This is a genomic window from Endozoicomonas elysicola (assembly GCF_000710775.1).
In the GTDB taxonomy this organism is placed as follows: domain Bacteria; phylum Pseudomonadota; class Gammaproteobacteria; order Pseudomonadales; family Endozoicomonadaceae; genus Endozoicomonas; species Endozoicomonas elysicola.
The window spans coordinates 1,159,162-1,182,616 of the sequence record NZ_JOJP01000001.1; the positions used below are offsets into that span (position 1 = coordinate 1,159,162).

Here is a 23,455-nt window from a genome sequence, read left to right on the forward strand (position 1 = left end):
CTGCGTATAAATGGTGACTGAGGCATGGATAATTCTGCAGATAGTATGGACTTCGATGTTCTGATTATTGGTGCTGGACTGGTGGGTGCCAGCTTGGCCTGTACCTTGGAAAAGGTGGTGATGGATCAGGGGTTAAGGCTGGCTCTTGTGGAAACCCATGATCTGAGTCAGCCAAGAGATATTCCTCCGAGCTTTGATGCCCGTGCCTCTGCCCTGTCATGGGGAACCTGTTGTACCTATGAACAGCTTGGGTTATGGCCAGACCTTATTGGTCAGGCTGCAGCGATTACCGATGTTCATATTTCTGATAAAGGCAGCTTCGGGGGGGCCCGCTTGCGAGCCTTTGACGAAGGTGTTCCTGCGCTGGGATATGTCGTCAAGAATAATGTGTTGGGCGATGTTCTTTTGAATCGGTTGAGAGGTTTCCAGAAGCGGGGGGCTATGACGATATTCAGCCCGGACAAAGTGGAAAGCTTGAGTCCTGTTACGGGGGGGATGAAGGTTCAGTTGGGGAATTCAGCGGTGTCAGCATCACTGGTTGTGCTTGCTGATGGCGGTCGGTCAGGTTTGATGGATCAGCTGGGAATTGGCTTTGAGCAGCGTGATTACCATCAGCATGGAGTGATAGCCAATATTGCTCTTGATCGTCCTCACAATGGTATGGCCTGGGAACGCTTTGCCGGTAAAGGTCCGATGGCACTCCTGCCCTTAACGGCTGACAGCCAGTTTGAACATCAAATGGGGTTGGTGTGGACGGTGCCGGATGAAGAAATTGACCACATTGATAGCCTTGCGGACGATTATTTTCTGGCATTACTGCAAAAGCGATTTGGCTATCGGGCCGGGCGCTTTCTGGCAGTGGGTAAGCGGGACCGGTACCCACTAACCATGCGAATAGCCAAAGAGCAGGTAAGACCGGGACTGGTTATCCTGGGTAATGCTGCCCATGCAATACACCCAGTAGCAGGTCAGGGTTATAACCTCTCTATCCGTGATACCGTCGCACTGGCAGACAATATCTCGATTTCCCTTGAAAGAAAGATTCCAGTAGGAGACCTTGGCCGATTACAGGAATATTGGCAGCAGCAGCTGAGCGATCAGAGTGTAACCAGTCGTTTTTGTGATGGTCTGGTAAACCTCTTCTCTCGTACCGACAGTATGTCGACTCTGGCTCGTAACCTGGGTCTGGTGACGTTTGACTATTGTCACCCGGTAAAATCAAGGTTTACCCGTAAGGCAATGGGGCTATAAAACAGCCATGAGCGGAAAGAGCCGCTCACGAACCTGGTAGATAGGGATCAGAAATGCAGACAATTGACGTCATTATTGTCGGTGGAGGTATGGTGGGAGCCTCTCTGGCTCTGGCTCTTGATCGATCTGGTATGCAGGTGGTACTGGTTGAGCAGCAGACGTTGCAGGCTCGTCCGTTCTCAATGCAGGATCCATGGCAGCCGAGAGTCAGTGCTTTGACTGAGGCATCGGTAAAGCTGTTCAAATACCTGGGTGTCTGGGAGGGCATGATAGCTCAGCGTGTGTGTCCATATTCTCATATGACCGTCTGGGACGGTGAGGGGACAGGGCAAGTTGAGTTTGACTCCAAATCTCTGCCGCAAAAAAATCTTGGCTACATTGTTGAAAATGACGTTATTCGAAATGCTCTTTTACAAGAGCTGGCCGGTTCGACCGTTCAATGCTTTGATGAACAGTCTCAGCTTGAATACAAGCTTACCGGTCAAGGAGGAGAAGTCATTCTCCAACGTGGTGAAGTGCTTCATGCCCCTCTTCTAGTGGCTGCTGATGGAGCGGGTTCACGTTTACGACAATTGTCCGGCATTCCATCGAATCAGAAAGATTATAGTCACCACGCTCTGGTAACGACAGTTGAGACCGAGCTCTGTCATCATCATACGGCACGGCAGGTTTTTCTGGACTCTGGTCCATTGGCATTTCTACCTCTTCAGGGGCGGGATGGACTGCACTATTGCTCTATTGTCTGGTCTCTTCTGCCAGCAGAGGCAGATCGAATAGAGGCCCTGAGTGACGAGGCTTTTTGCCACGAGCTGCAGAGAGCTTTTGAAAGTCGGGCTGGACAAATCCTGAAGGCTGACAAGCGGTTCCGGTTTCCCCTGCGTCAGCTTCACGCCCGCCAATACCACCGTCAAGGTGTTGTTCTGGTTGGTGATGCGGCACATACCATTCACCCTCTGGCTGGACAGGGGGTTAACCTGGGCTTTATGGATGTCGCTGTGCTTACTGAAGAGCTGGTAAGAGCTAACGGTCGGGAAGATGACTTTTGGGCATCTTATATCCTTGACCGGTATCAGCGTCGTCGCAGAGGTCATAACTCGTCTATGATGGCTGCTATGACCGGGTTTCAGAACCTGTTTGGTGCCAATGACCTTAATATACGATGGATGAGAAATGCCGGTCTGAAATTGACCAATCGGTTACCCTTGATTAAGGATATGATGGTTGAGCATGCGGCTGGATTATCAGTCGATATTCCTGAGTTTATTCGTTAATTCTACAACCAGCCCTTCAATTTTTTTCTATCCTGACTGCTGGATGTGATTATCAAGCAGGCAGGATATGAAACTTCAGACTCTTCTTGGGCACTGTCTAAAAAAGGTTATGGCTTTTGACTATTGTAATAACTCTCTCAAGTCATACCTTATGCATGGCAGGACAAGTGGCTGTTTCCACATTTGCAGTCTACCCGAGTCTGGCTTTAAAAAGTTATTTCTGATCTTTCACACCGTATTTGCTATGTGTTTCCTGTCTGTTGGTGTTGATGCAACTGGTATCGGGTTTGAAATGGAAACACCTGCTGACTACCTGATCAGCCTTGTCAGACACGGTGATCGCTCTCCAAGGGACCTCGGGGATATGGCTCAATACTGGCCAATGGGCCCAGGACAATTAACCGCAGGAGGGCTTGAGCAGGAGTATCTATTGGGAAAGAAAATCCGACAGCATTATTTCTCTGAATCGCTACCAGATTCCTGGTCGCCCAAAATCAGCCAGCATTATGCCAAAGGTCTGGATCGCACGATTCAAAGTGCCAGTGCTCTGCTTCAGGGTGTTTATCCGGGGCAGCCCAGAAATACTGGCTTGCCAGGAGGAATTCAAGTGCCTCCGGTTTATGCCTCTCCTCTGGCCAGTGATGATTTGTTTTCTGCACAACGGTTATGTCCGGGGTATTTGCACCGGGTGCAGGCTCTTGAGAAAAGTGCTGATTGGTTAAGGAAAAAAGAGCAATACCGTGACCAGCTGTCTTCCTGGTTTGAACTTAGCGAAGGCAGTGGCGCTGGAGACCTTTATTCGCTAATTCCTCTAATTGATCAAATTTCCATACATCGGATGCACCGTCGGCCCATGCCAAAAGGCATCACAATTCAGGAGGCTATTGAGCTGGAGGAATTGCTGAATTGGGTGGTCAGTCGAATTATTGCCAATTATGAGATTGCCCAGTTGATTGGTGCTCCTTTGGCAAAAGCCATGATCAGAGATTTTAAACGTGTACAACAGTGCCTGGAAGATAAGGGGAGTTGTAATTCCTGCCAGCGATGGACTCTCTACTCAGCCAGCGATAGTAATTTGCTGGCAATTATGACGATGCTGGGAGCACCTTCAGATAGAATCGTTGATTATGCCACCCATTTTGGTGTCCAGCTGAATTGGAATGAGGGACGGCCTGAAATAGCGCTCTCACTCAATCATGAGCCTTTTTCGGTTCCCGGCTGTGTTGGGCACTGTTCGCTGGACCAGTGGCTGGTGCTTCTTGAGCAGTCATTACCTGATGACTGGGACTACCTTTGTGCAAGGGATAGAGGTGGGTTTGCACCGTACCCTGAACCTTATGTGCCTTCAGGAAGTGTGGCCAGTCGTTAGTGTACGATGGTTTTATTAATGGTTTGAAACTGTTCTGTTCACACTACTCTATCTGCTGGTAACTCTTCTAATTATTACTAAATATTTGATGGTTTATGTATATGTGCTCACCAAACTGATGGTGATTATATTATGTATGAAATAAATACTTGGAAACCATATGCTTTGAAAGTCTATTAATTAATTCAAGCCATTCCTGCCGGAACCTGAAAAAAAACTGAACTATATTTATTCCGTCCCGTCAAAACTGTACTGAATAACAAGTTCATCAGTTTCTGGAAAGGAGGAATTAAATGCGGAAGTATTTTCTGGCGGCAGTATTGCCAGTGTTTGCCATCTTGATCATGCTGCAGGGCTGTAATAAAGCACCTGAATGCCCAGAGGTCACAACGGTTGTTTATGAAGACATATCCAGCGCGGATAAAGGGGCTGAATCCTATACCTGTAACAATATTGGCAAAACAAGCGTTTTGGAGCAGACTTGGTGTGAAGCGAAAGAGCAGTCTGAAAAGCGAGGCCTGTTCCCCGGCTCTGATGATTTTTTGGCTTATCTCAAAGGGTTCCGTGAAGGCTATGCCCAAGCGAGTCAGGCTGAAGATAGCCGGTTAAGTCTTTTTGATATCAATGGCCAGTCTGAGCTGCCCTATGATATGGGCTATCGTGATGGCTATGTTGCCATTTCAAATGCCATGGGGGTATTTGATTACAACTGTGGTTCTGCTGATTTGGCCAGTGAATACAAGGATCGCTGGTGTGAAGCAGCTGATGCTTACCGTTCCAGTGGGGCAGGCAGTGAAAGCAATCCTTTTGTTAAGGGGCGCTTTATTGATGGGTATATGACTGGCGGTCGTGTTGCTTTGACAGTACCCACTTCTATGGAAGCATTTTTTGGCGGTGAAAACCCTGAAGGTAAACAGCCTGCGATCGTTCAGCCATCGGGAGAACTAAAAAATACGGAACTTGCGTTTTATCGGGGGTTTGATGTCGGCTATAAGGCTATGATTGACAGTATTCGAGAGTCTATTAACCAGGTTATGCAGCAAATGCAGATCCCAAACAATATGGATTTTCCTGAAGGGATGATGCCTCCACCTCCGGGGCAATAATAGGTTCATATATTCTGGCTGTAACGGACTTCAGCCATTCTCGGGTGCCTGCTATACACAGGCATTCGGTTCTACACTGATCCAACCGCTTCCTTTTTCTATTGTGCCCCTCTGCTATGAGTTTCTACTATCAAACAGGTGCCCACTTGCTTGCGTGCAGGCTCCTAGGGACTTGACGTTTCGAGCCTCAGTGGCTGGGAAAAACGCTAACAGACCCTAAGCTGATTAACTGGAAACGTATTTTTGTATCTAGAAGTCGTCTGTTTATTGATTTCAGTACAGTTGGTGAGAAATTTGCCTAGTGTAAAATCCCCGTCATTTTTACAGTGAATAACACTCTGATTAATCGATAAGCTCCATCGCAGATGGAGTGGCTCAATGGTCAGGGTTAGAGAAAGATTATGACAAGTCTAAAAAGTATCCTTATTTTTATTTTATTATTAGCTTTCTGGCCCTTTACATACATTGTGTCCAGTTATCTTGCTCTGGGTGAAGTTGGTCACCTCACAGTCCATGAACTCTATAATTTTATTCCTCTGGGCTTAATCAGTGGATTGGCTGTGATTATCCCTCTTTGCTCAAAGCGATATACCCGTTGCCTTTTCTGGGGACTGGCAGGATTTATGGTTGCGGCCCCTATAGCGTATTTTGCCAGCCTCTATGGAGGACTGGTTCTGGCCCCATGGCTGTCAGCAACCTTACTGGGGAGTTTACCAGTACTGATTTTCACATTTATTGGCTATAAAGTGGGCGAAAAAGTTCAGAGTTATAAAAATGGCTACTCCTTTGGTTGAGACGGTCCATTTAATTAATAGGCAGCTAAATTCACCAGAAATATATATTTTTTTAATATTAACCGTAATTTAGTGTTGTTCCATAACCCTTGTGGGAGAAGGTTGCTAAACTAAAAGTAGCCTTCTTTTAACATTAATACTGAATAAAAAACACAAAGGTTTGAACGATGCATAAGGCGGTTTTTTCAGTAAAACTTAATTCTGACCAGGTTCTGGAGTTCTACAAAGGAAAGAAGCATTCAGTGAGAGTTCGCACCGAATCAGGACAGACCATGAGCATCCCTTACGACATCATGCTGAAATTTGTTACCAGAGAGGGGATTTATGGGCGGTTTCAAATTACCTATGGGGATGATGGACAATTTTTGGACCTTGTTCGCCTCAACTAGAGCCCATGATATCAACTTGGCAGCATTCCTTAAGAATGGCAGCTAATTTTCGGGCTGCGGGTCCTGTGCTATTGGAATCTGGGTATACCAGGTAAAGCGGAACATTGCGGATATTGTTAGGTCTGACATTCAATGCCTTAATAGTGCCCTCTTCAAGTTCTTGCTGGATATGGTGCGTAGGTAACCATGCAAATCCAAGCCCTTGTTTGACCAGCCTTATGGAAGAGCTGATGTGACTGACTGTCCATCGCTCTTCTGATCCGAGCCAGCCTGCATCAGCTTCTCTTTTTATCCCTGAATCACGTATAACAATTTGACGATGTTGCTTTAGTTCGCTGTCATTGATTATTCGATCTATTTGAGCAAGGGGATGATCAATGTGGGCTACAGGGGAAAAATTGATAGAAATCAAAGGCTCACCAAGAAAGCCCTGAGGCACGATACCGGTAATGACAATATCGGCTTTACCGCTGACCAGCATATCAGTAGTGCCTGATAAGACAGACTCTACAAGCTCAAGGCGTGTATGTCTTGATATAGGCGAGAAAAGTTCCAATGCTTTAATTAGTAATGAGTTGGGAAAGATAACATCAACAGCAAGGGTTAGTGTTCCCTCCCAGCCCTCAGACAGACTCATTGCTACTTTTTCCAGGGCTTCTGCTTCTTTCAGAAGTGTTTGAGAGCGTCTGAGCATGACTTGGCCAGCCTCTGTCAAAACTGCCTTTCTTCCTTTTATTTCCAGCAGCTCGATACCCAGCTGATGCTGTAGCTTACTGATGGTATAGCTGATAGTGGACTGGCTTTTGAAAATAGCTTCGGATGCCTGGGCAAACCCACCATGTTCAACTACAGCCTGCAGCATGCGCCACTGATCAAGAGTTGCTCGTGACATTGGGTAAAATCCTATTGATCGATAAAATCGATAGTTTTGTGCGATATTTTGAGCTTTTTATTCGGTAAATTCGATAGTAAATTAAAAATATAGGATATAAAAACAGATATTTAAAGAGGTATTCAGCATGGTTAAATTACTACAGATCAACAGCAGCCTGTTTAGTGAAAATGGGCAGTCTTCTCAGCTAACCCGGAAATTTGTCGAACGCTTTTTGAAATCAAATCCGGATACTCTTCATACTGTGAGAGATTTGGCCAATCAGCCCATACCTCATCTGGATGCAGAAATCGTGATGGGTTTTGGTTTTTCGGATGATCAGAAAAATGGCAGGCAAATCGAAATGACCGCTCTTTCTGATCAGTTAATAGAGGAAGTGAAGGTTGCAGATATTTTAGTGATTGGCCTGCCTATGTACAACTTCAGCTTACCCTCGGTTATGAAATCCTGGTTTGATTTTATTGCCAGAGCCGGTATCACTTTTAAATATACCGAACAGGGCCCTGTTGGCCTTCTTCAAGGTAAGAAAGCTTATATTATGGCTGCCCGTGGAGGACAATATGCGGGTACCGAGTACGATACTCAAACGGCTATGGTCCGCCATTTCCTTGGTTTTATTGGTATTACGGATGTTGAGTTTGTTTATGCCGAAGGGCTCAATATGGGAGATGACACTAAAGAACAGGCCATTAATGATGCTGGGCTGAGAATAGATAGCCTGGTTGCCTGAGGTAAATGTGTCGCAAAAGTAAGTGTTGCTTTTGCGACTAACCTTCAAGCTGCGGTAATAATAAGATATTTGTCCATCAGCTCCTCGTCTGTCTCCTCGCAGTCCGGATTTTTCGGAATACAATCAACAGGACAAACTTGCTGACACTGAGGTTCGTCGTAATGACCCACACACTCCGTGCAAAGCAGAGGATCAATCTCGTAAATTTCTTCCCCCGGTGAAATAGCACTGTTTGGGCATTCGGGTTCGCAGACGTCACAGTTAATGCAATCGTCAGTAATCATTAAAGCCATAGGTGACCTTTGGTTTTCAGCTCCCGCCTGAAGAAGATGTGTAAGTCTGATTCAGGCGCTTATCAATATGTTCAGGCGGGCAGTGTCTCAGTTTCCGTTGAATTTTTCAGTCAGTGCTTTCTGCACGCAGGGAGCAACAAACTTGGATATATCACCACCCAAGGATGCAATTTCCCGAACCAGTGTAGAAGAAATATAAGAGTATTGCTCTGCAGGTGTAAGAAAGAGACTTTCTACTTTCGGTGCCAATACCCGATTCATATTGGCCATCTGGAATTCGTACTCAAAGTCGGAAACTGCTCTGAGCCCCCGGAGAATGACATGTGCCTGCTGCTCTTCTACAAAACGAGCCAGAAGTGAACTGAACCCTGTAACCTGAACATTAGGCAGATGAGCTGTTGACTCTTTGGCGAGGCCTACTCGAGTTTCAAGGTCAAACAGGGGTTTTTTCTTTGGACTTTCCGCAACAGCAATGACGATTATATCAAACAGCTTAGCCGCTCTTTCAACAAGATCCATGTGGCCCTTGGTGATAGGGTCAAACGTACCAGGATAGATTACCTTGATCATTAAAAATGACTCTCCGGCCACAATTCCAGTAAGAGATCAGAGGTACCAGAAAGATTAGAACTTCTGGTTTTCATCAGAAACCTGTCTTGTAATATTTCCGGACAGGCTTCTTGAGGAAGCACTCCACTGATCTGCGAATATGGCGACCTTATTTTAGTAAAAGGGCATGTTAACGAAATAGTCAAAAGGGTTCAAATGGTCAGGTATCTGCAATTCTTGTTATAAGAAGTAAACATAGGCAGTGGAGTTACCCTCCTCCATGGGGCCAGTTTGAATTCAGGGGCTGCTCCCTTGAGAGAACCTGAAGGGTTTGTTGGTGTGGCGAGTTGTAATAGAAGTTTTGCAAAATCTGTTGGAAGGCAGGGTGTCCGCCACTCACTTGATAAAATAACGTAGCGCAGGCGTGAAGCTTCAATGCGTCAACTTCTCCCATTCTCCCACCGCCAAGGATTCCTTCAATTGATCGCCCTGCATGCTGATTTACAGCATTACAGCATGCAAGCAACCTGGCCTGTAGTGTTGGGTGTGACCAATACTCCTGAGCTTCATGCAAGCTTTTAATCTCGAAATCCAGACAGGCCTGACTCGGGTTAATTCCAAGCCCTGCAACCTGAGGGAAGATATACCAGCACCAGTGACCTTGTTTTAGTCCATTTTGCAACTCAATAAGAGCTTGCTGAAAAGTGCTTTTTCCATACGAATATGGGCAATGGTTGTTTTGATGTTTGAGAAATCTTTCCAGCGTATTAGCACCTGAGGTAACAGTATGGAGTTTTTGTGCACCTGTCAGATGAAACTGTTGGGAAGTAACAGGTGAGGAATATTGGGAAAAGGCCTCAGTGGTTTCCGGTAGTAATGTGTCTGTCTGTTTGGATACAGTGTCTGAGGCTGTTGGCTGATTAATATAAGAAGGCGTCTTGGTACTGGTAAAAGGAGAGGTCAAACATTGATAAATATATTTATAAGGTGTCACACTTGCATAAATAAGAAAAGTAGCCAGAGACTTAATGGCATAGGCAATAGCCCTGCCTATCTGACTCACCACTTCAGTGACTACAGATATACTGCGATTAAACCAATTCGCTTTTTGATTGGTGTCTGAACTAGTTAATGGATAGCTTGTATCAGAAGGCAATTTGGTCGCCCCAATCAAGCTAACCGATCCTTGATCGATCATGGTGGACTCTCCGAAATTTATTATTCTTGGTGGTAACCTTTAGATGATTCGCAGTTACATTGATTTTCAAGTTTGCTTTGTAATAAAACATGGTAAAAATTTAGCTGTATTACCTGCCTGAGCTTCGAATGTCTCTTGTTTTAGGATCAACAATAAGGCTCATCCTTGTTAATGCAGTAGGGTAGTCATCCTTGCATATGCAAATACCAATGTCTGAACATGCATCCACAAGCTGGTCGTAGTATATAGCGCAACGATGATTTTTTAGCTCGCATGCTTGAGATGCATCAAGCTTGTTAAAAAGGGCAACTTCGTACCTGGCGTTTTCTTCAGTGAAAACTTCAATATGAAATCCGTCTTCCCAAAGCATTATATGAGGCCATTGAATCTTTAAACCGTCTCTATTCAAAGATTCGTTTAAAGGGTGGTTGGTATCAAGAAGAAAAGGCGTTTTATTTATCAGAGAAGCATGGTGAAAGTGGCTCTTATTTTGTTGGGCTGGAGGCGTTGTCTGTAGAGTTTTAGGTTCTGATATAGTTGTGCTTGTTCTACCTTCAGGTGTAGTTTGGGCTGAGGTGGGAATATTTATTCCTACACTATCCTGTTGTTTTTTGTCGTTAAATGGAGAAGCCAAACATTGATAAATATATTTGTAAGGGGTGATGGCTGCAAAAATCAGGAAGTCATATAAGGCTTTGGCTGTGTAAGCGATAGCTCTACCTATCTTGCAAAATACAGCAATGACAACCGATACACTTCGACTTAGCCAGCTGGCTTCTTGATTTTTCTTTTGTCCACTCTGGAATAAGGATGGGCTGCTTAAAGGACCTTCGCTGGTTATCGGTGCACTATGGACTTCAATCGCAGGCATGACTTATCCCAATCTATTATTAAAAATCTATTATTAGTGAGATTTTGATGTAAAAAAGTGGGGAAAGTTCAAATCTTTTATGAAATGGTGATTAAAATCATGCATATAAGGGACGCTCGGGCTTTCATAAGGTTAAATTTAGCCGCGAGGTATGCTGCTTTTTCAATCATAAAAGATGAATTTTAATACAGTCTTAACCGGCTGGAACTGGCAATGGTAGTCGAGTTACCATGACCGACATATTATCCATTGAGCCAGCCTGATAAGCCTTGGCTACCGGCCTTGCGGCAGCCAGTTCTACAGGGTTTCCTAGATGCAGTTGCCGCTGCACAGTTCTGGCGATGTCTTTAGAGAATGCAACCTCGGTAATACCATCACAGACTTGTATTAGAGTGCCGCCTGAGCATTCGCTGGAAGGTATTTTGATGACTTTGCCTCGGGCGCTGATAGCTCCATTCAGGGAGTGATCTCCCAAGGCTCTTGCTACAGCTAAGTTTCCATTAACTCGGGGAGTCCCATAAACATCGACAACGTAGCCACCGCGCTTCTCGATGGAGTGTCTGTATTTAGGCGTATCTGGTTCTGCATCTTCACTAATTTGTCTGACATGTCCGGTTTGGTCGAGAAGGATTGCTCTGGAGTCACCTAGATTGGCAACCCACAGGTCACCGTTTATCCGCAAGGTGACATTAGCAGTGGTTCCCGATGAGGCAAGTCCTTTGAAGAAGTCGTTGGCGTTTGTGGCCGAAGGCGCTTGAGGAAGCGTATTATCAAGATCGACAAGGGCAAGTTTGAGAGCATTCCAGATGCCTTCATCATGTAAACCATTCGAGTTGAACTCTTCGAGCCGTCTTTTCAAATGGGGAATAATGTTCTGACTGGCATATGAAGACCATGCGCTACCACCATGTCCGTCAAAAATACCGGTAATATCAATGAGTACAGGTTTACTATTAATCGTGACTGTGAACTGACTGGCAATATGGGCATCTTCCATATGCCGTCTTACCCCTTGAGCATGGGCAACGGCAGATTGAGTTCCATGAATAGGCTCATAGTGAATGGTGGTTTTCGCACCTGCTCTTTGAACAGTTACACACCCTTTTCCGGCTGTAGGAAAAGGTACTCCTGGTGCCTGTTGGTAACGTTTTTCAGCATCTATCTGCCCTTGCAAGGCTTTTGGGCAATGGTCAAGCTGAGCTTCTGCCGCGTTGAGTGCTTTACACAGTTTCTGCTGGATTAACTGCTCACCGTACACATATCGATACTCAAGATTTTCATTATGCTCTGACAGATTCTGGAGCTTATTTGTCGGTCGCTGATGGGGGGGAAGGTATATCCGTAAAGTTGGAGTATCTGGCAATGCTGCGTCAGAGCTCGTAGCTGAAGAGATAACGGTTGGACTTATGCTTTTGCTATCCTCTACTTTGCTTTGCTCTGTTGCAGTGGTTTTGGTGCCGGTAAATGGGTATGTCAGACAATTGAAAATATATTTGTATGGCGTAACACTCGCATAGATCAGAAAGTTCAATAGTAACTTCATGGCGTATACAACAGCCCTGCCGATCTTGCAGAAAATATCAGTAACTGTAGTGACTGCACGTCCTAACCAGCTGGACTCCTTATTGGTTTCCGGTGCTGGGGGAGGGAGCGTTACAGTGGTATGGGATGAGTCAGGCGTTGCAACTTGATGCATCAAGAGTATCACTACTTGGAAGTTCAAGGTGGGTTAGACCATTTTGAAACAGGGGAGTTCAGTATGACTGCGTGGAAGTATAGGCGTAGAAGAGTTAAACCAGTCAGGTTCTGTTGACATAAGTTTGCATGCACAGTGGCTCGTATAGCCGTCTTCCATCAGGCGGGCTGGTGAAGATGTAGTGGTGCTATATCAAAACCAGCCCAACGCAGCTGGAGGGCGGCTATAGGAACCACCCTCCGGGCTCAAACGCTCTGGTTTGAGCTGAGCCAGCAAACGTATGTCAACAGAATCTAATACCCAGAAATACTTAATGTCATATAACTGGATATTAATAAGCCTTTTACCAAAAAGAGTAGCTCCTGGTCTGAATCAGGAGTCAAAGTCAAAACAAAAGAGAATCATTTTCCTCCAGAAAGAAATGCCAGCATTTTTTCCTGCAGCCACCCGCCGTATGGAGGGTAGATCATTTTGGCACTGTTCAGCTTACCTTTAGTTAGCACTGCTTTGGCCTTGGAGAATGTCTGGAAACCCTCGTAACCATGGTAGTGCCCCATGCCTGATGGACCAATACCGCCAAACGGCATATCTTCAACAGCCACATGGAACAGGCACTCATTGATACACACTCCGCCGGAGTGAGTTTGCTCTAATACCGTTTCCTGATTTTTTGCATTGGAACCGAAGTAGTAGAGTGCCAGGGGCCTTGGGCGTTGCTGTACAAACTGAATGGCTTCATCAAGACTATCAATGCCGATGACGGGGAGCAGGGGGCCAAAAATTTCTTCCTGCATAACAGTCATGCTGTCAGACGGGTTTTCAATCAAGTGTATGGGGATTCGACGGCTTCCGTCGTTAATTGCTTCGTTGCCCGGTGTATGGATGGTTGCTCCCTGGGCTTTGGCATCATCAAGCAGGTTTAGCAGACGTTGGTGGTGGCGGTCATTGATGATCGATGTGTAATCATTATTCCCATTTACCTTTGAATACATTTTTCGAAAGGCTTTCAGGTAGTGCTCAATAAAGGTGGCCTTCTGATCATTCTTCACCAGAATATAGTCAGGTGCTACGCAGGTTTGACCCGCATTCAGGGCTTTTGCATAGCAGATTCTTTCAGCCGCTTCCTGAATCGGGAAATCATTATCCACAATGACTGGCGACTTACCACCCAGTTCCAGGGTTACCGGAGTCAGGTTTTGTGCAGCTGCCCGCATGACATGGTGACCAACCGGCGTAGAGCCGGTGAAAATAATGTGATCAAAGGGGAGGCTGGTAAACTCGGTCGCTACTTCAGCATCACCGCAAACCACAGTGACCAGATCTGAAGGGAAGGTTTGTTCAATAATTTTTGCCACCAGTTCTGAGGTTTTTGGTGTGAACTCGGACATTTTAATCATGGCCCGGTTACCTGCAGCAAGAATGGTCAGCAGTGGGCCAAGGGAAAGAAACAGTGGATAGTTAAAAGGAACCACAATACCGACAACGCCCAGTGGCTGGTAAACCACTTTGGCTGAGGCTGGCAATAACTGGGGGCTCAGCTTACGCTTGTTGGGCTTCATCCATTTTTTTAGTCGCTTGAGGGTGTAGTGAATGTTCCCAAGATTCGGCATGAATTCTGTAAGTAATGACTCACTTTTTGCTCGACCGCCGAAATCTTCATCCAGAGCAGACAGTAGTGCTTCTTTATTGGTCAGCAATGCTTTTTCAAGGGCTTTTAGCCGCGATACCCGTTCCTGATAGCTGGGATTGGGGTCTTTCATAAAGGCTTTGCGCTGGACCGCAAGAAGGTCCTGCAGAGGAGTAGTGATTTGCTGGGTCACTTTTCTGTTCTCTGAAGTGATGGGTTCGGCAGCGCTCATGGTTATCTCCCTCTTTTTATTAATTATTTGTTTTAGTTGTGTTTTTATCTTTTTAGCCTGACTTTTACGGCGGTGTTGATAAGGTTTTAGTTCCCACGGCAAGTATCAACTCAAAATTGCCTTGAATAGCAGGGTTAGTGTGTTTATGTTATTTTTAGAGTAATTACTCTAGATCGTCAATCACTTATTATTGTGAGAAGTGTTTTGTTTCTTGTTTGCCATGGCTGAGGATGAGGCAAAATCGTTTTTTTTTCACAATGGGCATTTGGTTAAAAGCGCATTTATGGCCGGAAAGACTCGCGACAAAATTCTCAATGCTGCTCTACAGCTTTTCAATGAGCAAGGAGAAAGAGTGGTAACGACTAACCATATCGCTAGCCATATTGGGATATCTCCTGGAAACCTTTACTACCATTTTCGCAATAAAGAGGCGATTATCCTCGCGCTGTTTGAAGACTTTCAGCAGACCTTGATTGAAGAAATTGTCTTGCCTGCAGGTAAAGGAATAACTCTGGAAGATAAACAGCAATACTTGGAAGCTTTGCTGGCAGGTATGTGGCAATACCGCTTTATATTCCGGGATCTCCATGGGGCCGTTGCCAGGAGTGAAGAGCTGCGGACTATGTACCAGGGGTTTGCCAGACTCTGTATCTCTATGATTGTTCAGGTGTTCAAAGGCCTGGTTACATCAGGATTAATGAAAGCCAGTGATGAAGAAATTGAGGCTCTGGCCCTGAATACATTTATGGTGCTGACCAGCTGGCATGAGTTGGTGCATGGTGTTTTACACAGTGAAAAGGGGGAACCTTCCAGGGTAATGTTGAACAGGGTTATTTATCAGGTGTTGATCATCGATCGGGGATTTATCACACCAGAAGCTATGGATTCCTTTAAAGCGCTGGAACAAACTTATTTCTCACCCCTGCTTTCTATTTGTTGATTTGTCTCCGATTACCAAATCGGAGGCTTTGCTTCAGCTAGCTTGCTTTCACAAAAGTCGTGATTCTCGCTACATTGAATAAAGTGATGCTGATATTCTACGAAATCTGGGTAGGTGAGCTTGTTGCCAGTAAGTGTGCATAGCTCAATACCATAATTGATGAGTTTTGCGATTGTTGCTTCTGTATCAATACCTCTATCAAGTAATGGGCTTAAGAGTGTTTTTATCAGGCCCATCTCACGTTCCATCTTTCTTTCATCATAGCAACGAACCAGATCGCATTCATGGGCGATGGACAAAAGGCTTCGAGTAAAAATATCTTCTAGCCGTCGTGAGAAATTAAGTTCAGGGTTCCGAGCTGATTCTTGAATCATCTGTGCAGCCCAGTCCACATTCTCAGGAGTAATATCAAGTTGGTCAGCACAGGCCTTAAATAGTAGTGCAGATCGATCATAGTAATTGTCTACTCTTAAGGGGGCTTCATTTACTCGGCCTGATCGCATCATATAAGCAGCTAGTTTCAGGACTTCCTGTTTGCTTGAAATTTGCTCAAGTATTTTTTTTGATTCCGGAGAGCCTTTTTCAATAATTAACCTCCAGATTTGATCCAAATACTGTACCGTTCGTGAACCGTGAGTTCCGTTATGATTTGGTCTGTAAACTATAGCTTCATTTAAAGTAATCTGACGGTTCTTCTCCTCATGGTAAGGTTGGCTGAGAATATGCTTATTGATCGCCTGATAAATGATGCTTTTATCGTTGGTGAGGCTTAATCCAGTAAGATCTGGAATCTCAAATGTGTATCTGGAAGGAAGAGTTGGGCCACGACCTATTGTTCTACCGGAAGGGGCTACCTGAATTTCTCTTGGGCTGCTAGGAACTTCTGATGCACTGTCTGGGATAGGCGTATCAGTTGGTCTTAATAAACTTGGATCATCTAAGTCAGTCTCCTGTGAATAACCAATCTTATGGTCCTGTAGCTTTGTCCCCTTTGTTTGATCAGGTTCATTAGGCAGCATTTGTTCCGGTGAACTTTGTTTTGAGCTTTCACCTTTGTTCTCTTGTGGGTATGTATAGCTTTGAGCACCTCCTGTAGCAGAGTCAATTTGTCCTTTCATTTTATTTTCCTTTTTTCTTAATTTACACTCCATGCATATAAAGCTGTCGGCTGGGCTTAGCTTGGTCATGAGAGCTAAATACAAATGATAAAGTAACTATAATAGTGTCAGCTTTGAGGTTTCCCTAACCTATTTTTACTGTTAGGTTTTCACATTGGGTGCTTGATACCAGAACACTGAAAAACTTAATGGGACAATATTTATTTGCTATTGAGTTTGTGATTAAAACAGAACGGTTCGTAACTGAGCCTTTCCTGTATTTTGCTTTAGTTTTTATCATGAATGACCTTCTTGGCAGATACGAATAGCCTTATTGTTGTAAGCCTCTCCAGTTTGATAACTGCTGCTCAGCCTATCGGTTACGGCTGGAAGCTCTCAGTTCTCCGTGGTAAGCCGCAGTCTCTGATGTTGCCAGCTGCAGAAACAAGTTTATTTTTCTCCTCTTGGTATTTTTACATGACCTTTGCTTCTTTGTTGTGAACCGGGCACAAGTGTCGATATAGAAAAGGATACATCGTTTGTTTGGAGTCCATTCTGGCAAGGCTTCAAATAGTGATATTTTTCAGGAAAAAGAAACCATGCCCGTTTCAGGTACTAATAACAATCGCACTCCTTTGGGGCCGATTCAGAATGAAAGCCAGAAGCCTGCTGGGAAACAAGATGGTAAAGGTGTTCTGCACGTCAAGGGTAATGGACTTCAGGTAAGAGCTCCTGACAACTTCGAAATCAGTTCAAGGCCAAGAAAAAGAAAACTGCAGAGCATGAGCGCAAGCCCTGCGCCTGCGAAAAAATACATACCCGGGAATAAACAGGATAAAGAGAATCTGGATCTTTCAATATCCGGTACTGGAATGTTTCTGGAAAAATCAGGTAGAAAAAGCGCTAAATCTGCACAACGGGGGGCAGCTGATATGAATCAAGTGACTTCCTTATCAGCGATGGACAACACAAACAGTGTTGACTCTAAAGCGATACCTGAGATGTTAAGCTTGTCTTTTGTTGCATGGAATAGTGCTATCAGTGAGGCCAAGCCTTATGTGGATGATGTTGTTAATCATCTTTTTGGTGAAAGCTACCCAGAAGGTGGTGCTGCGGAGGCGACAGCCAAAGTTGAAGCGTTATTGGTTGACCCTGAAACGAATCTTGCCAAATTTGAAAATAAGCTATTGGAAACGTGGCAGCAAACGGCTTATCCAGCCCATCTGGATGTCCTTAAAGGTAAATTGAAGGCTAAGTTAGTATTTGCCTGGCAGAGAATGGGGCAGGGAGACCTTTATAAATTGCAGATGGTTACTGAGTCGCTCTGTCTTCAGCCCGGAGGTGGGCACCATCAGTCAAAAGCGTTAAAAGCGTTTATTCAACAGGAAGACCGTGTGATTGAGGCTTATCGTGATGGCTGTATTTATGACGGTGAAAATGCAGTTGATCCTTTACATCCTGAGGGTGATGTCCATCGAAGCAGAAAAAAAGTGGTTTCTGTGGAGTCAACCTTTCGAGGCACTGAGCCCGGTACTGTCAGGAATGAAAGTAATATCCCGGATATAAGCCTTTCAAACCTTGGTGATTCCTCAAGCGTTCAAGTTGAAGATGATCTGGTCATTAAAAATGCTGCGGGTAAAGTTTTAAAAGACTCTGTTGCTTTTTCTGATGGCACCTATGCATTCCATGGTGCCTCCGTGGAAATGGAGCTGAGAGACAGTAAGATTGCCGGCCAGCTAAAAAAAGAAACACCTGAAAAAGATAGTGAATTTGGAGCAAGAATCAGAGCTTATGTTGACCACCATGCAGCTCATGGTCGGGATGTGAAGGAGCTTGCTATTAGCGGTGATGCCAATGTTTGTCTGTTTGACGATGATCCAGCTTCAGGTGTAAGGAAATTAAAACCCGGTGTGCAGGAAATCCTCAATGAGCATCATCTGGCTCTGATTGTTCCAAGTGGAAATGTGACATGGGGAAGGCCAATATCTGATCAGCTGCACAAGAATGCTAAATCTTCAGAGCTGGCAGGCTACAGAGATACCATGCTGCTGATGGTGGGGGTGTCAGACGAAAATCTACCAAGCCTGAGGAGCCTGGGCAGTGATCCGTCTTTAAAACAAGATACATTCTTTCCCCTGACAACGCTTGAAGGCAATGATATTAATCCCTCAGAGTCAGGGAAAGCTGAATCAATCATTAACTATTTATCCACTGCTCGTGATCAATTCAGTCTTGATTTTAATGACCGCGTGATGACCGATCATGCCATTCTTACCGGACCAAACCATATCGTTGGCAATACTGCAGATTGTAAGGGTATTGGAACTGAAGGAAAAAGCCTGACTTATGATAAGGCTGGTGAGGTGTGGGGTGATGAAAGGCCTTCTGAAGAACAGTATAAAGAAATAACCCAGAATACGGCCCAGGTTCTTGCTGACGTGTTCAATGAAGTGGTTGCTAAAAAGAAAGGCTCATAATTGAGCCTTTCCTGTGTTTTGCTTTAATTTATATCGCGAGTGATCTGCTTAGCAGATACGGTCAGCCTTGTAGTAGGACTCTCCGGTATCGATACCCGCATCAAACTCAGTCTGGCCGCTGCGGCTGGAGGTTCCCAGCTCTTCGCGGGAAGCTGCAGTTTCTTTCGGTAACAGATGGTCTACAGCAGCTTTCTCTTCCAGCAGCTCTTGCTCAGTTTTCTTCATCATTGCCTGACCGTAGTCGTTAATGTGAAGGTTTTGAATGATCTGGTAGCTACCAAACTCACAAAGGACAGGGAAAGAGTAGTAAATACCTTTGGCAACACCGTAGCTGCCATCGGAGATAATACCCATGGAAACGACACGGCCATCACTGCCCAGAGCCCAGTCGTGCATGTGATCAAGGGCAGCTTGAGCTGCAGAGGCTGCGCTGGAGAGGCCTCGCCATTCGATGATTTCAGCGCCACGCTTCTGTATGCGAGGGGTGTATTCATCCTTGTACCACTTCTCATCAATCATATCGATGGCAGCTTCATCACCGAGCACCTGAGCGTGGTGAAGGTCTGGGTACATGGTAGGAGAGTGGTTACCCCACACACAAACACCATCAATGTCTGAAGGGTTAACGCCCAGCTTGTTACCCAGAATACCCAGTGCACGGTTGTGGTCCAGACGGGTCATGGCACAGAACTGGGATGGTGCGAGGTTCGGAGCATTACGGGAAAGAATCAGGCAGTTAGTGTTCGCTGGGTTACCGACAACCAAGGCTTTAACATCACGGTTAGCCACTTCGTTCAGTGCTTTACCCTGCTCAGCAAAGATAACAGCATTAGCTTCCAGCAGGTCAGCACGTTCCATGCCTTTAGAGCGTGGGCGAGCACCAACCAGCATGGCGTAATGAATGCCACGGAAACCATCAAATGGGTTGTCGTGCAGACTGATGCCATGAACCAGTGGGAAGGCGCAGTCTTCCAGTTCCATGGCAACGCCACGGAGTTTGTCCATAGCCTGTGGGATCTCAACCAGTTGCAGGATCACAGGCTGATCAGGCCCCAGCATTTCACCGGCAGCGATTTTGAACAGCAGAGAGTAGCTGATGTTGCCAGCTGCACCTGTGACCGCAATTCGTACGGGTTGTTTCATGGGGAACTGCTCCTTAGAGTTTTCAGGTTCGTTCTTAGATTAGGAATACGTCCAAATCGCCATGAGCCATTCTTTATGGAAACTTCTTGAACTAAAAAGCCGTAAAAGAGACACCCGACCCACGGCATCCTTAATTGTAAGCCTGTGGATAATACAGCGTTCAGACGCACTGTTTATTTGATAAAGATCAGCCGCGCACAGATTACTGATATCGTTTCGGTAAGTCCATATGTGAGGTGCTGATTATTGTTGTTTTTTTATGCGAGACCAGAGGCTGAAGCTTACTTGGCCGGCGGTTTTGCTTTTCTCCAGCTGCCAGTTTTCTGGAACTGGTAGTGGTGTCAGTTCTTTTTCCACCTCAATATAGATACGGCTGTTCTCATTCAGGTAGCCATTACTTTCAAGTAGCTGGCAAGCTGTCTCCAGCAGGTTCATCCGAAAAGGTGGGTCCAGGAAAATCAGGTCAAAACCGGTTCCAGCCGGTTGGTTTAACCAGCTGAGGCTATCGGTCTCAATAACCTTTGCGCGCTCAGTTTTTAATAGTGCGAGGTTACTCTTCAACGTTCTTGCGGCAATTGGGCTTTTTTCCAGCAGAACAGCTGAAGAAGCGCCACGGGAGAGTGCTTCCATAGACAGTGCTCCGGTACCACTGAATACATCCAGAACTTTGGCTCCTGGGGTAATCATTGCCAGCCAGTTAAATACCGTTTCTCGAACACGGTCCGATGTCGGGCGTAAACCCGGAACATTGGCAACGGGTAGCTTCCGGCTACGCCACTCTCCCGCAATAATCCGCAGCTGACCACCGCCGGCGTGTGAAGAACCGGGGTTAGCACGTGATTCTGGGTGCTTTGGATTTCTAGACTTGCGAGGCATTAACAGGCTCCAGCTGGGCAGGGGATAAACAGGGGGCGTAAGAATACTCTTTTCATCGCTTTGGGTCATGGAATTGCCAATATACTGATCGGTCAATCATATAAGCTGACATACGCATCAGCCATGATTGTTCAGTGGGTAATAATCACCTAGTCTTACGACTTATTCATAGTGAGAGCCCACAAAATGAGGACTATGGTCAGAACACGAACTTAAGCCACAGCATCTTCTGGTGCTGTGGCTTGTCAGAAATTCCCTTCCGGCATGCCGCAGAAACGTATTATTCGCTTCTGACGGAGCTCTACTGTTTTGTTTCATATAACATCGCCCAATAAAACCTGGAATTATCCTCTTGCGCGTACCTTGTTGCTAATGGTCCCTTTTGACCTGCTGGCTTCACTGGGTATGGATATTTACCTGCCTGCTCTGCCAGGTATGGGGGAGTTCTTTTCAGCATCGCCGTTTATGGTTCAGTTAACGCTCTCACTTTATATGCTGATGCTGGGATGTGGACAGCTGATCTTTGGTCCATTATCTGATCGTTATGGGCGGAGGCCTGTGCTCCTCTTTGGTTGTCTGCTTTTTGTCATATGCTCTATTGGTTTAACCATGACGGGGTCTATTGAGCTTTTTATCTTTTTCCGGCTCTGTCAGGCGGCTGGTGGCTCGGCAGCCCTGGTAGCGACTTTTGCGACGGTCAGGGATGTTTATGGACATAAGCCTGAGTCAGCCACGTTATATGCGTTGTTAGGTGGTATGCTGGCTTTTGTGCCCGCCCTGGGACCCATTGTCGGATCGCTTCTGATTGGTTGGTTTGGTTGGGCGTCAGTGTTCTGGGGGCTGGCTGTGTCTGGATCGGTTGCTGGTGTGCATGCGCTGTTCAGCTGGCCAGAGACCCATTGTTCAGTTGGCGGGGGAAGTATCAAGCATGCCTTTGGCCGGGTCATAACCTCTCCTGCTTTTCTCCTGTATACCTCTGGTTTTACCGTGGCGATGGGATCGTTTTTTGTCTACTTCTCTATTGCTCCCGGTATTTTGATTGGCAAACTAGGGTATTCATCTCTGGTATTCAGCCTGCTGTTTGCAATGGCTGCTGTTGCCATGATTATTGTCAGCCGATTTGCCGGCTCCATAGCTCGTAAGTTTGGGATCTCTGGCACATTGAAGTTGGGAATGGCGGTAATTCTTGCCGGTGCTTTGTTGATGCTTTTAGGCAGCACTCTGCAACTACCAGAGGCCCCGGTCTTACTGTTGCCCATGATGGTGATTGCCGTGGGAATCAGTATTACCTGTTCTGTGTGTGCAACCGGGGCTCTGGCAGAATTCAAGGATATTGCTGGCACAGGTGTAGCCTTGTATTACTGCCTAGAAGCCGTGCTGGTCTGCTTGCTTGGCACTGCAGTGGTGATGCTTTTTCCAGTTGGAAGTCTTTGGCCATTGATTGCTTTTTCTGGCATTGGTTCTCTTGTTGTAATGGCCTCCGCTGCTTGGATAAACAAGTAATCTGAACCTGTTTGTTATGAGTTCTCATGAAATAGCATCTCATTTGGGCTTATGAGTTTTACGGGCAGGCCTATGGATCTTATTGACAATAGACCTGCCGGTCACATGTCAAATTGAGAGTGCTCTAGTCTTAATTGGACTAATGGTCAATTTATTGTTGAATAAATACGCTGATCTTAAACAAAACAGTTGGTTGGGTGAAAGTGGAGCAGTATTTATTCAAAATAAAACTGACTTTATCTTGTCACAATATGGTTGATACCAGAGGGAACTATATTATTAAGAAATAGCTGCTGGATATTTAGCCGAATCGGATGGTTTTAAGTTCAAAACCATAAACAGGGATGTTAATTATAAAAACAAATGCTCATGTTTTTATTTCAATGTTCATATATTCCCTCCTTGTATAAGAATTGGTCTTCAGTCTCCAGCTCATCATTCGGTAAAAAATAACTCTAAGCCTGAGGGAACATTATTATGAGTGATGGCAGAATAGGTGGCCATATTCCATTATCACCCGTTACTCAAGAACCACCAGTTGATCAAATCGAACAAGAAGCTGTAAAGGACGGAAGAGTCATCACAGAAGTTGATGCATTACCTTACTCTACGGGACACGAAGATAGTAGTGATCCACTAGAAGCCTCTGATACAAAAACCTTTGAACAGCGAAAAATTGAACTGACTGATGGCAACAACTATTTAACAAACACGGATTCGTCAAACGTTGATCAGAGCGATGGCTCTGTTGCTGAAAACAGTCAGAATGCCCCAGAATTCCAACAAGAGCATCAAGGCACCGGAAGTAGTCAGCGAGCAGGGGTAAATGAAGATATAGCAGAGCACAAAACTGATGCGAGCCGCATCAGGAAAGAGCTCAATCAGGTTGAAGCTCGAGTCACAAGTCAGATTAATGCTGAAACCGACGAACGGAAAACCGACACCAGTAACCTGAGAGGTTATCTGAGTAAGGCAGAGGCTCGAGTTACAGGGCAGATTGATGCTGAAACCGATGCGCGCAAAACCGATACCAATAATCTCAGAAGCGATCTGAATAAGGCAGAGGCTCGAGTTACAGGGCAGATTGATGCTGAAACCGATGCGCGCAAAACCGATACCAATAATCTCAGAAGCGATCTGAATAAGGCAGA

General features: G+C 45.5%; 21 protein-coding genes. 11 read left to right on the forward strand and 10 right to left on the reverse strand.

Annotated features, from left to right (window positions below):
• Positions 1–24 precede the first annotated feature (24 nt).
• From ubiH to GV64_RS04885, 6 genes are all read left to right on the forward strand, one after another.
• Positions 25–1,251, forward strand: coding sequence for a 2-octaprenyl-6-methoxyphenyl hydroxylase (gene ubiH / locus GV64_RS04860; protein ID WP_020584008.1), 1,227 nt, complete (start codon positions 25–27; stop codon positions 1,249–1,251).
• A 53-nt stretch (positions 1,252–1,304) separates the two neighbouring features.
• The gene (locus GV64_RS04865; RefSeq protein WP_020584007.1) at positions 1,305–2,522 is read left to right on the forward strand and encodes an FAD-dependent oxidoreductase; all 1,218 of its coding nucleotides are present in this window, start codon (positions 1,305–1,307) and stop codon (positions 2,520–2,522) included.
• Positions 2,523–2,589: 67 nt separating this feature from the next.
• Positions 2,590–3,891, forward strand: coding sequence for a histidine phosphatase family protein (locus GV64_RS04870; RefSeq protein ID WP_020584006.1), 1,302 nt, complete (start codon positions 2,590–2,592; stop codon positions 3,889–3,891).
• Between the two features lie 293 nt (positions 3,892–4,184).
• Positions 4,185–4,997, forward strand: coding sequence for a hypothetical protein (locus GV64_RS04875; RefSeq protein ID WP_020584005.1), 813 nt, complete (start codon positions 4,185–4,187; stop codon positions 4,995–4,997).
• A 401-nt stretch (positions 4,998–5,398) separates the two neighbouring features.
• Positions 5,399–5,791 carry a hypothetical protein gene (locus GV64_RS04880; RefSeq protein ID WP_020584004.1) on the forward strand — a complete coding sequence of 131 codons (393 nt, stop codon included), beginning with the start codon at positions 5,399–5,401 and terminating at the stop codon, positions 5,789–5,791.
• Between the two features lie 167 nt (positions 5,792–5,958).
• Complete coding sequence (locus GV64_RS04885; protein WP_020584003.1) at positions 5,959–6,180, forward strand: DUF2835 family protein; 222 nt, start codon at positions 5,959–5,961, stop codon at positions 6,178–6,180.
• On the opposite strand, the gene GV64_RS04890 is transcribed toward GV64_RS04885, so the two are convergent.
• The gene (locus GV64_RS04890; protein WP_020584002.1) at positions 6,173–7,072 is read right to left on the reverse strand and encodes a LysR family transcriptional regulator; all 900 of its coding nucleotides are present in this window, start codon (positions 7,070–7,072) and stop codon (positions 6,173–6,175) included. The genes GV64_RS04885 and GV64_RS04890 overlap by 8 nt on opposite strands.
• Before the next feature lie 127 nt (positions 7,073–7,199).
• Between GV64_RS04890 and GV64_RS04895 the strand changes: the two genes are divergently transcribed.
• Positions 7,200–7,802: an FMN-dependent NADH-azoreductase gene (locus tag GV64_RS04895; protein ID WP_020584001.1), complete on the forward strand. Its 603-nt coding sequence runs from the start codon at positions 7,200–7,202 to the stop codon at positions 7,800–7,802.
• 44 nt (positions 7,803–7,846) lie between these two features.
• Here the strand turns inward: GV64_RS04895 and GV64_RS04900 are convergent, their stop codons facing one another.
• The 6 genes from GV64_RS04900 to GV64_RS04925 all read right to left on the reverse strand — a co-directional run bounded on the left by GV64_RS04900 (position 7,847) and on the right by GV64_RS04925 (position 14,268).
• A complete protein-coding gene (locus GV64_RS04900; RefSeq protein ID WP_020584000.1) occupies positions 7,847–8,095 on the reverse strand; it encodes a YfhL family 4Fe-4S dicluster ferredoxin in 249 nt (82 codons plus the stop codon).
• Positions 8,096–8,182: 87 nt separating this feature from the next.
• Entirely contained in the window at positions 8,183–8,665 is a 483-nt protein-coding gene (coaD, locus tag GV64_RS04905; protein WP_020583999.1) for a pantetheine-phosphate adenylyltransferase, read from the reverse strand.
• Between the two features lie 247 nt (positions 8,666–8,912).
• Complete coding sequence (locus tag GV64_RS23590) at positions 8,913–9,842, reverse strand: DUF1810 family protein (RefSeq protein ID WP_081622192.1); 930 nt, start codon at positions 9,840–9,842, stop codon at positions 8,913–8,915.
• 109 nt (positions 9,843–9,951) lie between these two features.
• Positions 9,952–10,713, reverse strand: coding sequence for a hypothetical protein (locus tag GV64_RS04915; RefSeq protein ID WP_020583997.1), 762 nt, complete (start codon positions 10,711–10,713; stop codon positions 9,952–9,954).
• Positions 10,714–10,906: 193 nt separating this feature from the next.
• A complete protein-coding gene (locus tag GV64_RS04920) occupies positions 10,907–12,409 on the reverse strand; it encodes a PP2C family serine/threonine-protein phosphatase (RefSeq protein WP_020583996.1) in 1,503 nt (500 codons plus the stop codon).
• Between the two features lie 401 nt (positions 12,410–12,810).
• Positions 12,811–14,268 (reverse strand): coniferyl aldehyde dehydrogenase, encoded by a 1,458-nt coding sequence (locus GV64_RS04925; protein ID WP_020583995.1) that lies wholly within the window; start codon positions 14,266–14,268, stop codon positions 12,811–12,813.
• Positions 14,269–14,551: 283 nt separating this feature from the next.
• Here GV64_RS04925 and GV64_RS04930 point away from each other — a divergent pair, with 283 nt between their 5' ends.
• Positions 14,552–15,208 carry a TetR/AcrR family transcriptional regulator gene (locus tag GV64_RS04930; RefSeq protein WP_026258476.1) on the forward strand — a complete coding sequence of 219 codons (657 nt, stop codon included), beginning with the start codon at positions 14,552–14,554 and terminating at the stop codon, positions 15,206–15,208.
• An 11-nt stretch (positions 15,209–15,219) separates the two neighbouring features.
• Here the strand turns inward: GV64_RS04930 and GV64_RS04935 are convergent, their stop codons facing one another.
• Entirely contained in the window at positions 15,220–16,326 is a 1,107-nt protein-coding gene (locus GV64_RS04935; protein WP_020583993.1) for a SidE phosphodiesterase domain-containing protein, read from the reverse strand.
• A gap of 518 nt (positions 16,327–16,844) precedes the next feature.
• Here GV64_RS04935 and GV64_RS04945 point away from each other — a divergent pair.
• Entirely contained in the window at positions 16,845–18,782 is a 1,938-nt protein-coding gene (locus tag GV64_RS04945) for a hypothetical protein (RefSeq protein ID WP_020583991.1), read from the forward strand.
• A gap of 48 nt (positions 18,783–18,830) precedes the next feature.
• On the opposite strand, the gene GV64_RS04950 is transcribed toward GV64_RS04945, so the two are convergent.
• Both GV64_RS04950 and rsmD read right to left on the reverse strand, forming a co-directional pair.
• A complete protein-coding gene (locus GV64_RS04950) occupies positions 18,831–19,925 on the reverse strand; it encodes a malate dehydrogenase (RefSeq protein ID WP_020583990.1) in 1,095 nt (364 codons plus the stop codon).
• Between the two features lie 243 nt (positions 19,926–20,168).
• Positions 20,169–20,870 (reverse strand): 16S rRNA (guanine(966)-N(2))-methyltransferase RsmD, encoded by a 702-nt coding sequence (gene rsmD, locus GV64_RS04955; RefSeq protein WP_081622205.1) that lies wholly within the window; start codon positions 20,868–20,870, stop codon positions 20,169–20,171.
• Between the two features lie 240 nt (positions 20,871–21,110).
• On the opposite strand from rsmD, the gene cml reads away from it, so the two are divergent.
• Complete coding sequence (cml, locus tag GV64_RS04960) at positions 21,111–22,304, forward strand: CmlA/FloR family chloramphenicol efflux MFS transporter (protein ID WP_201772465.1); 1,194 nt, start codon at positions 21,111–21,113, stop codon at positions 22,302–22,304.
• Positions 22,305–22,781: 477 nt separating this feature from the next.
• Positions 22,782–23,455 (forward strand): hypothetical protein (locus tag GV64_RS25185; protein WP_034844043.1); only part of this gene is annotated, 674 nt, incomplete at its 3' end.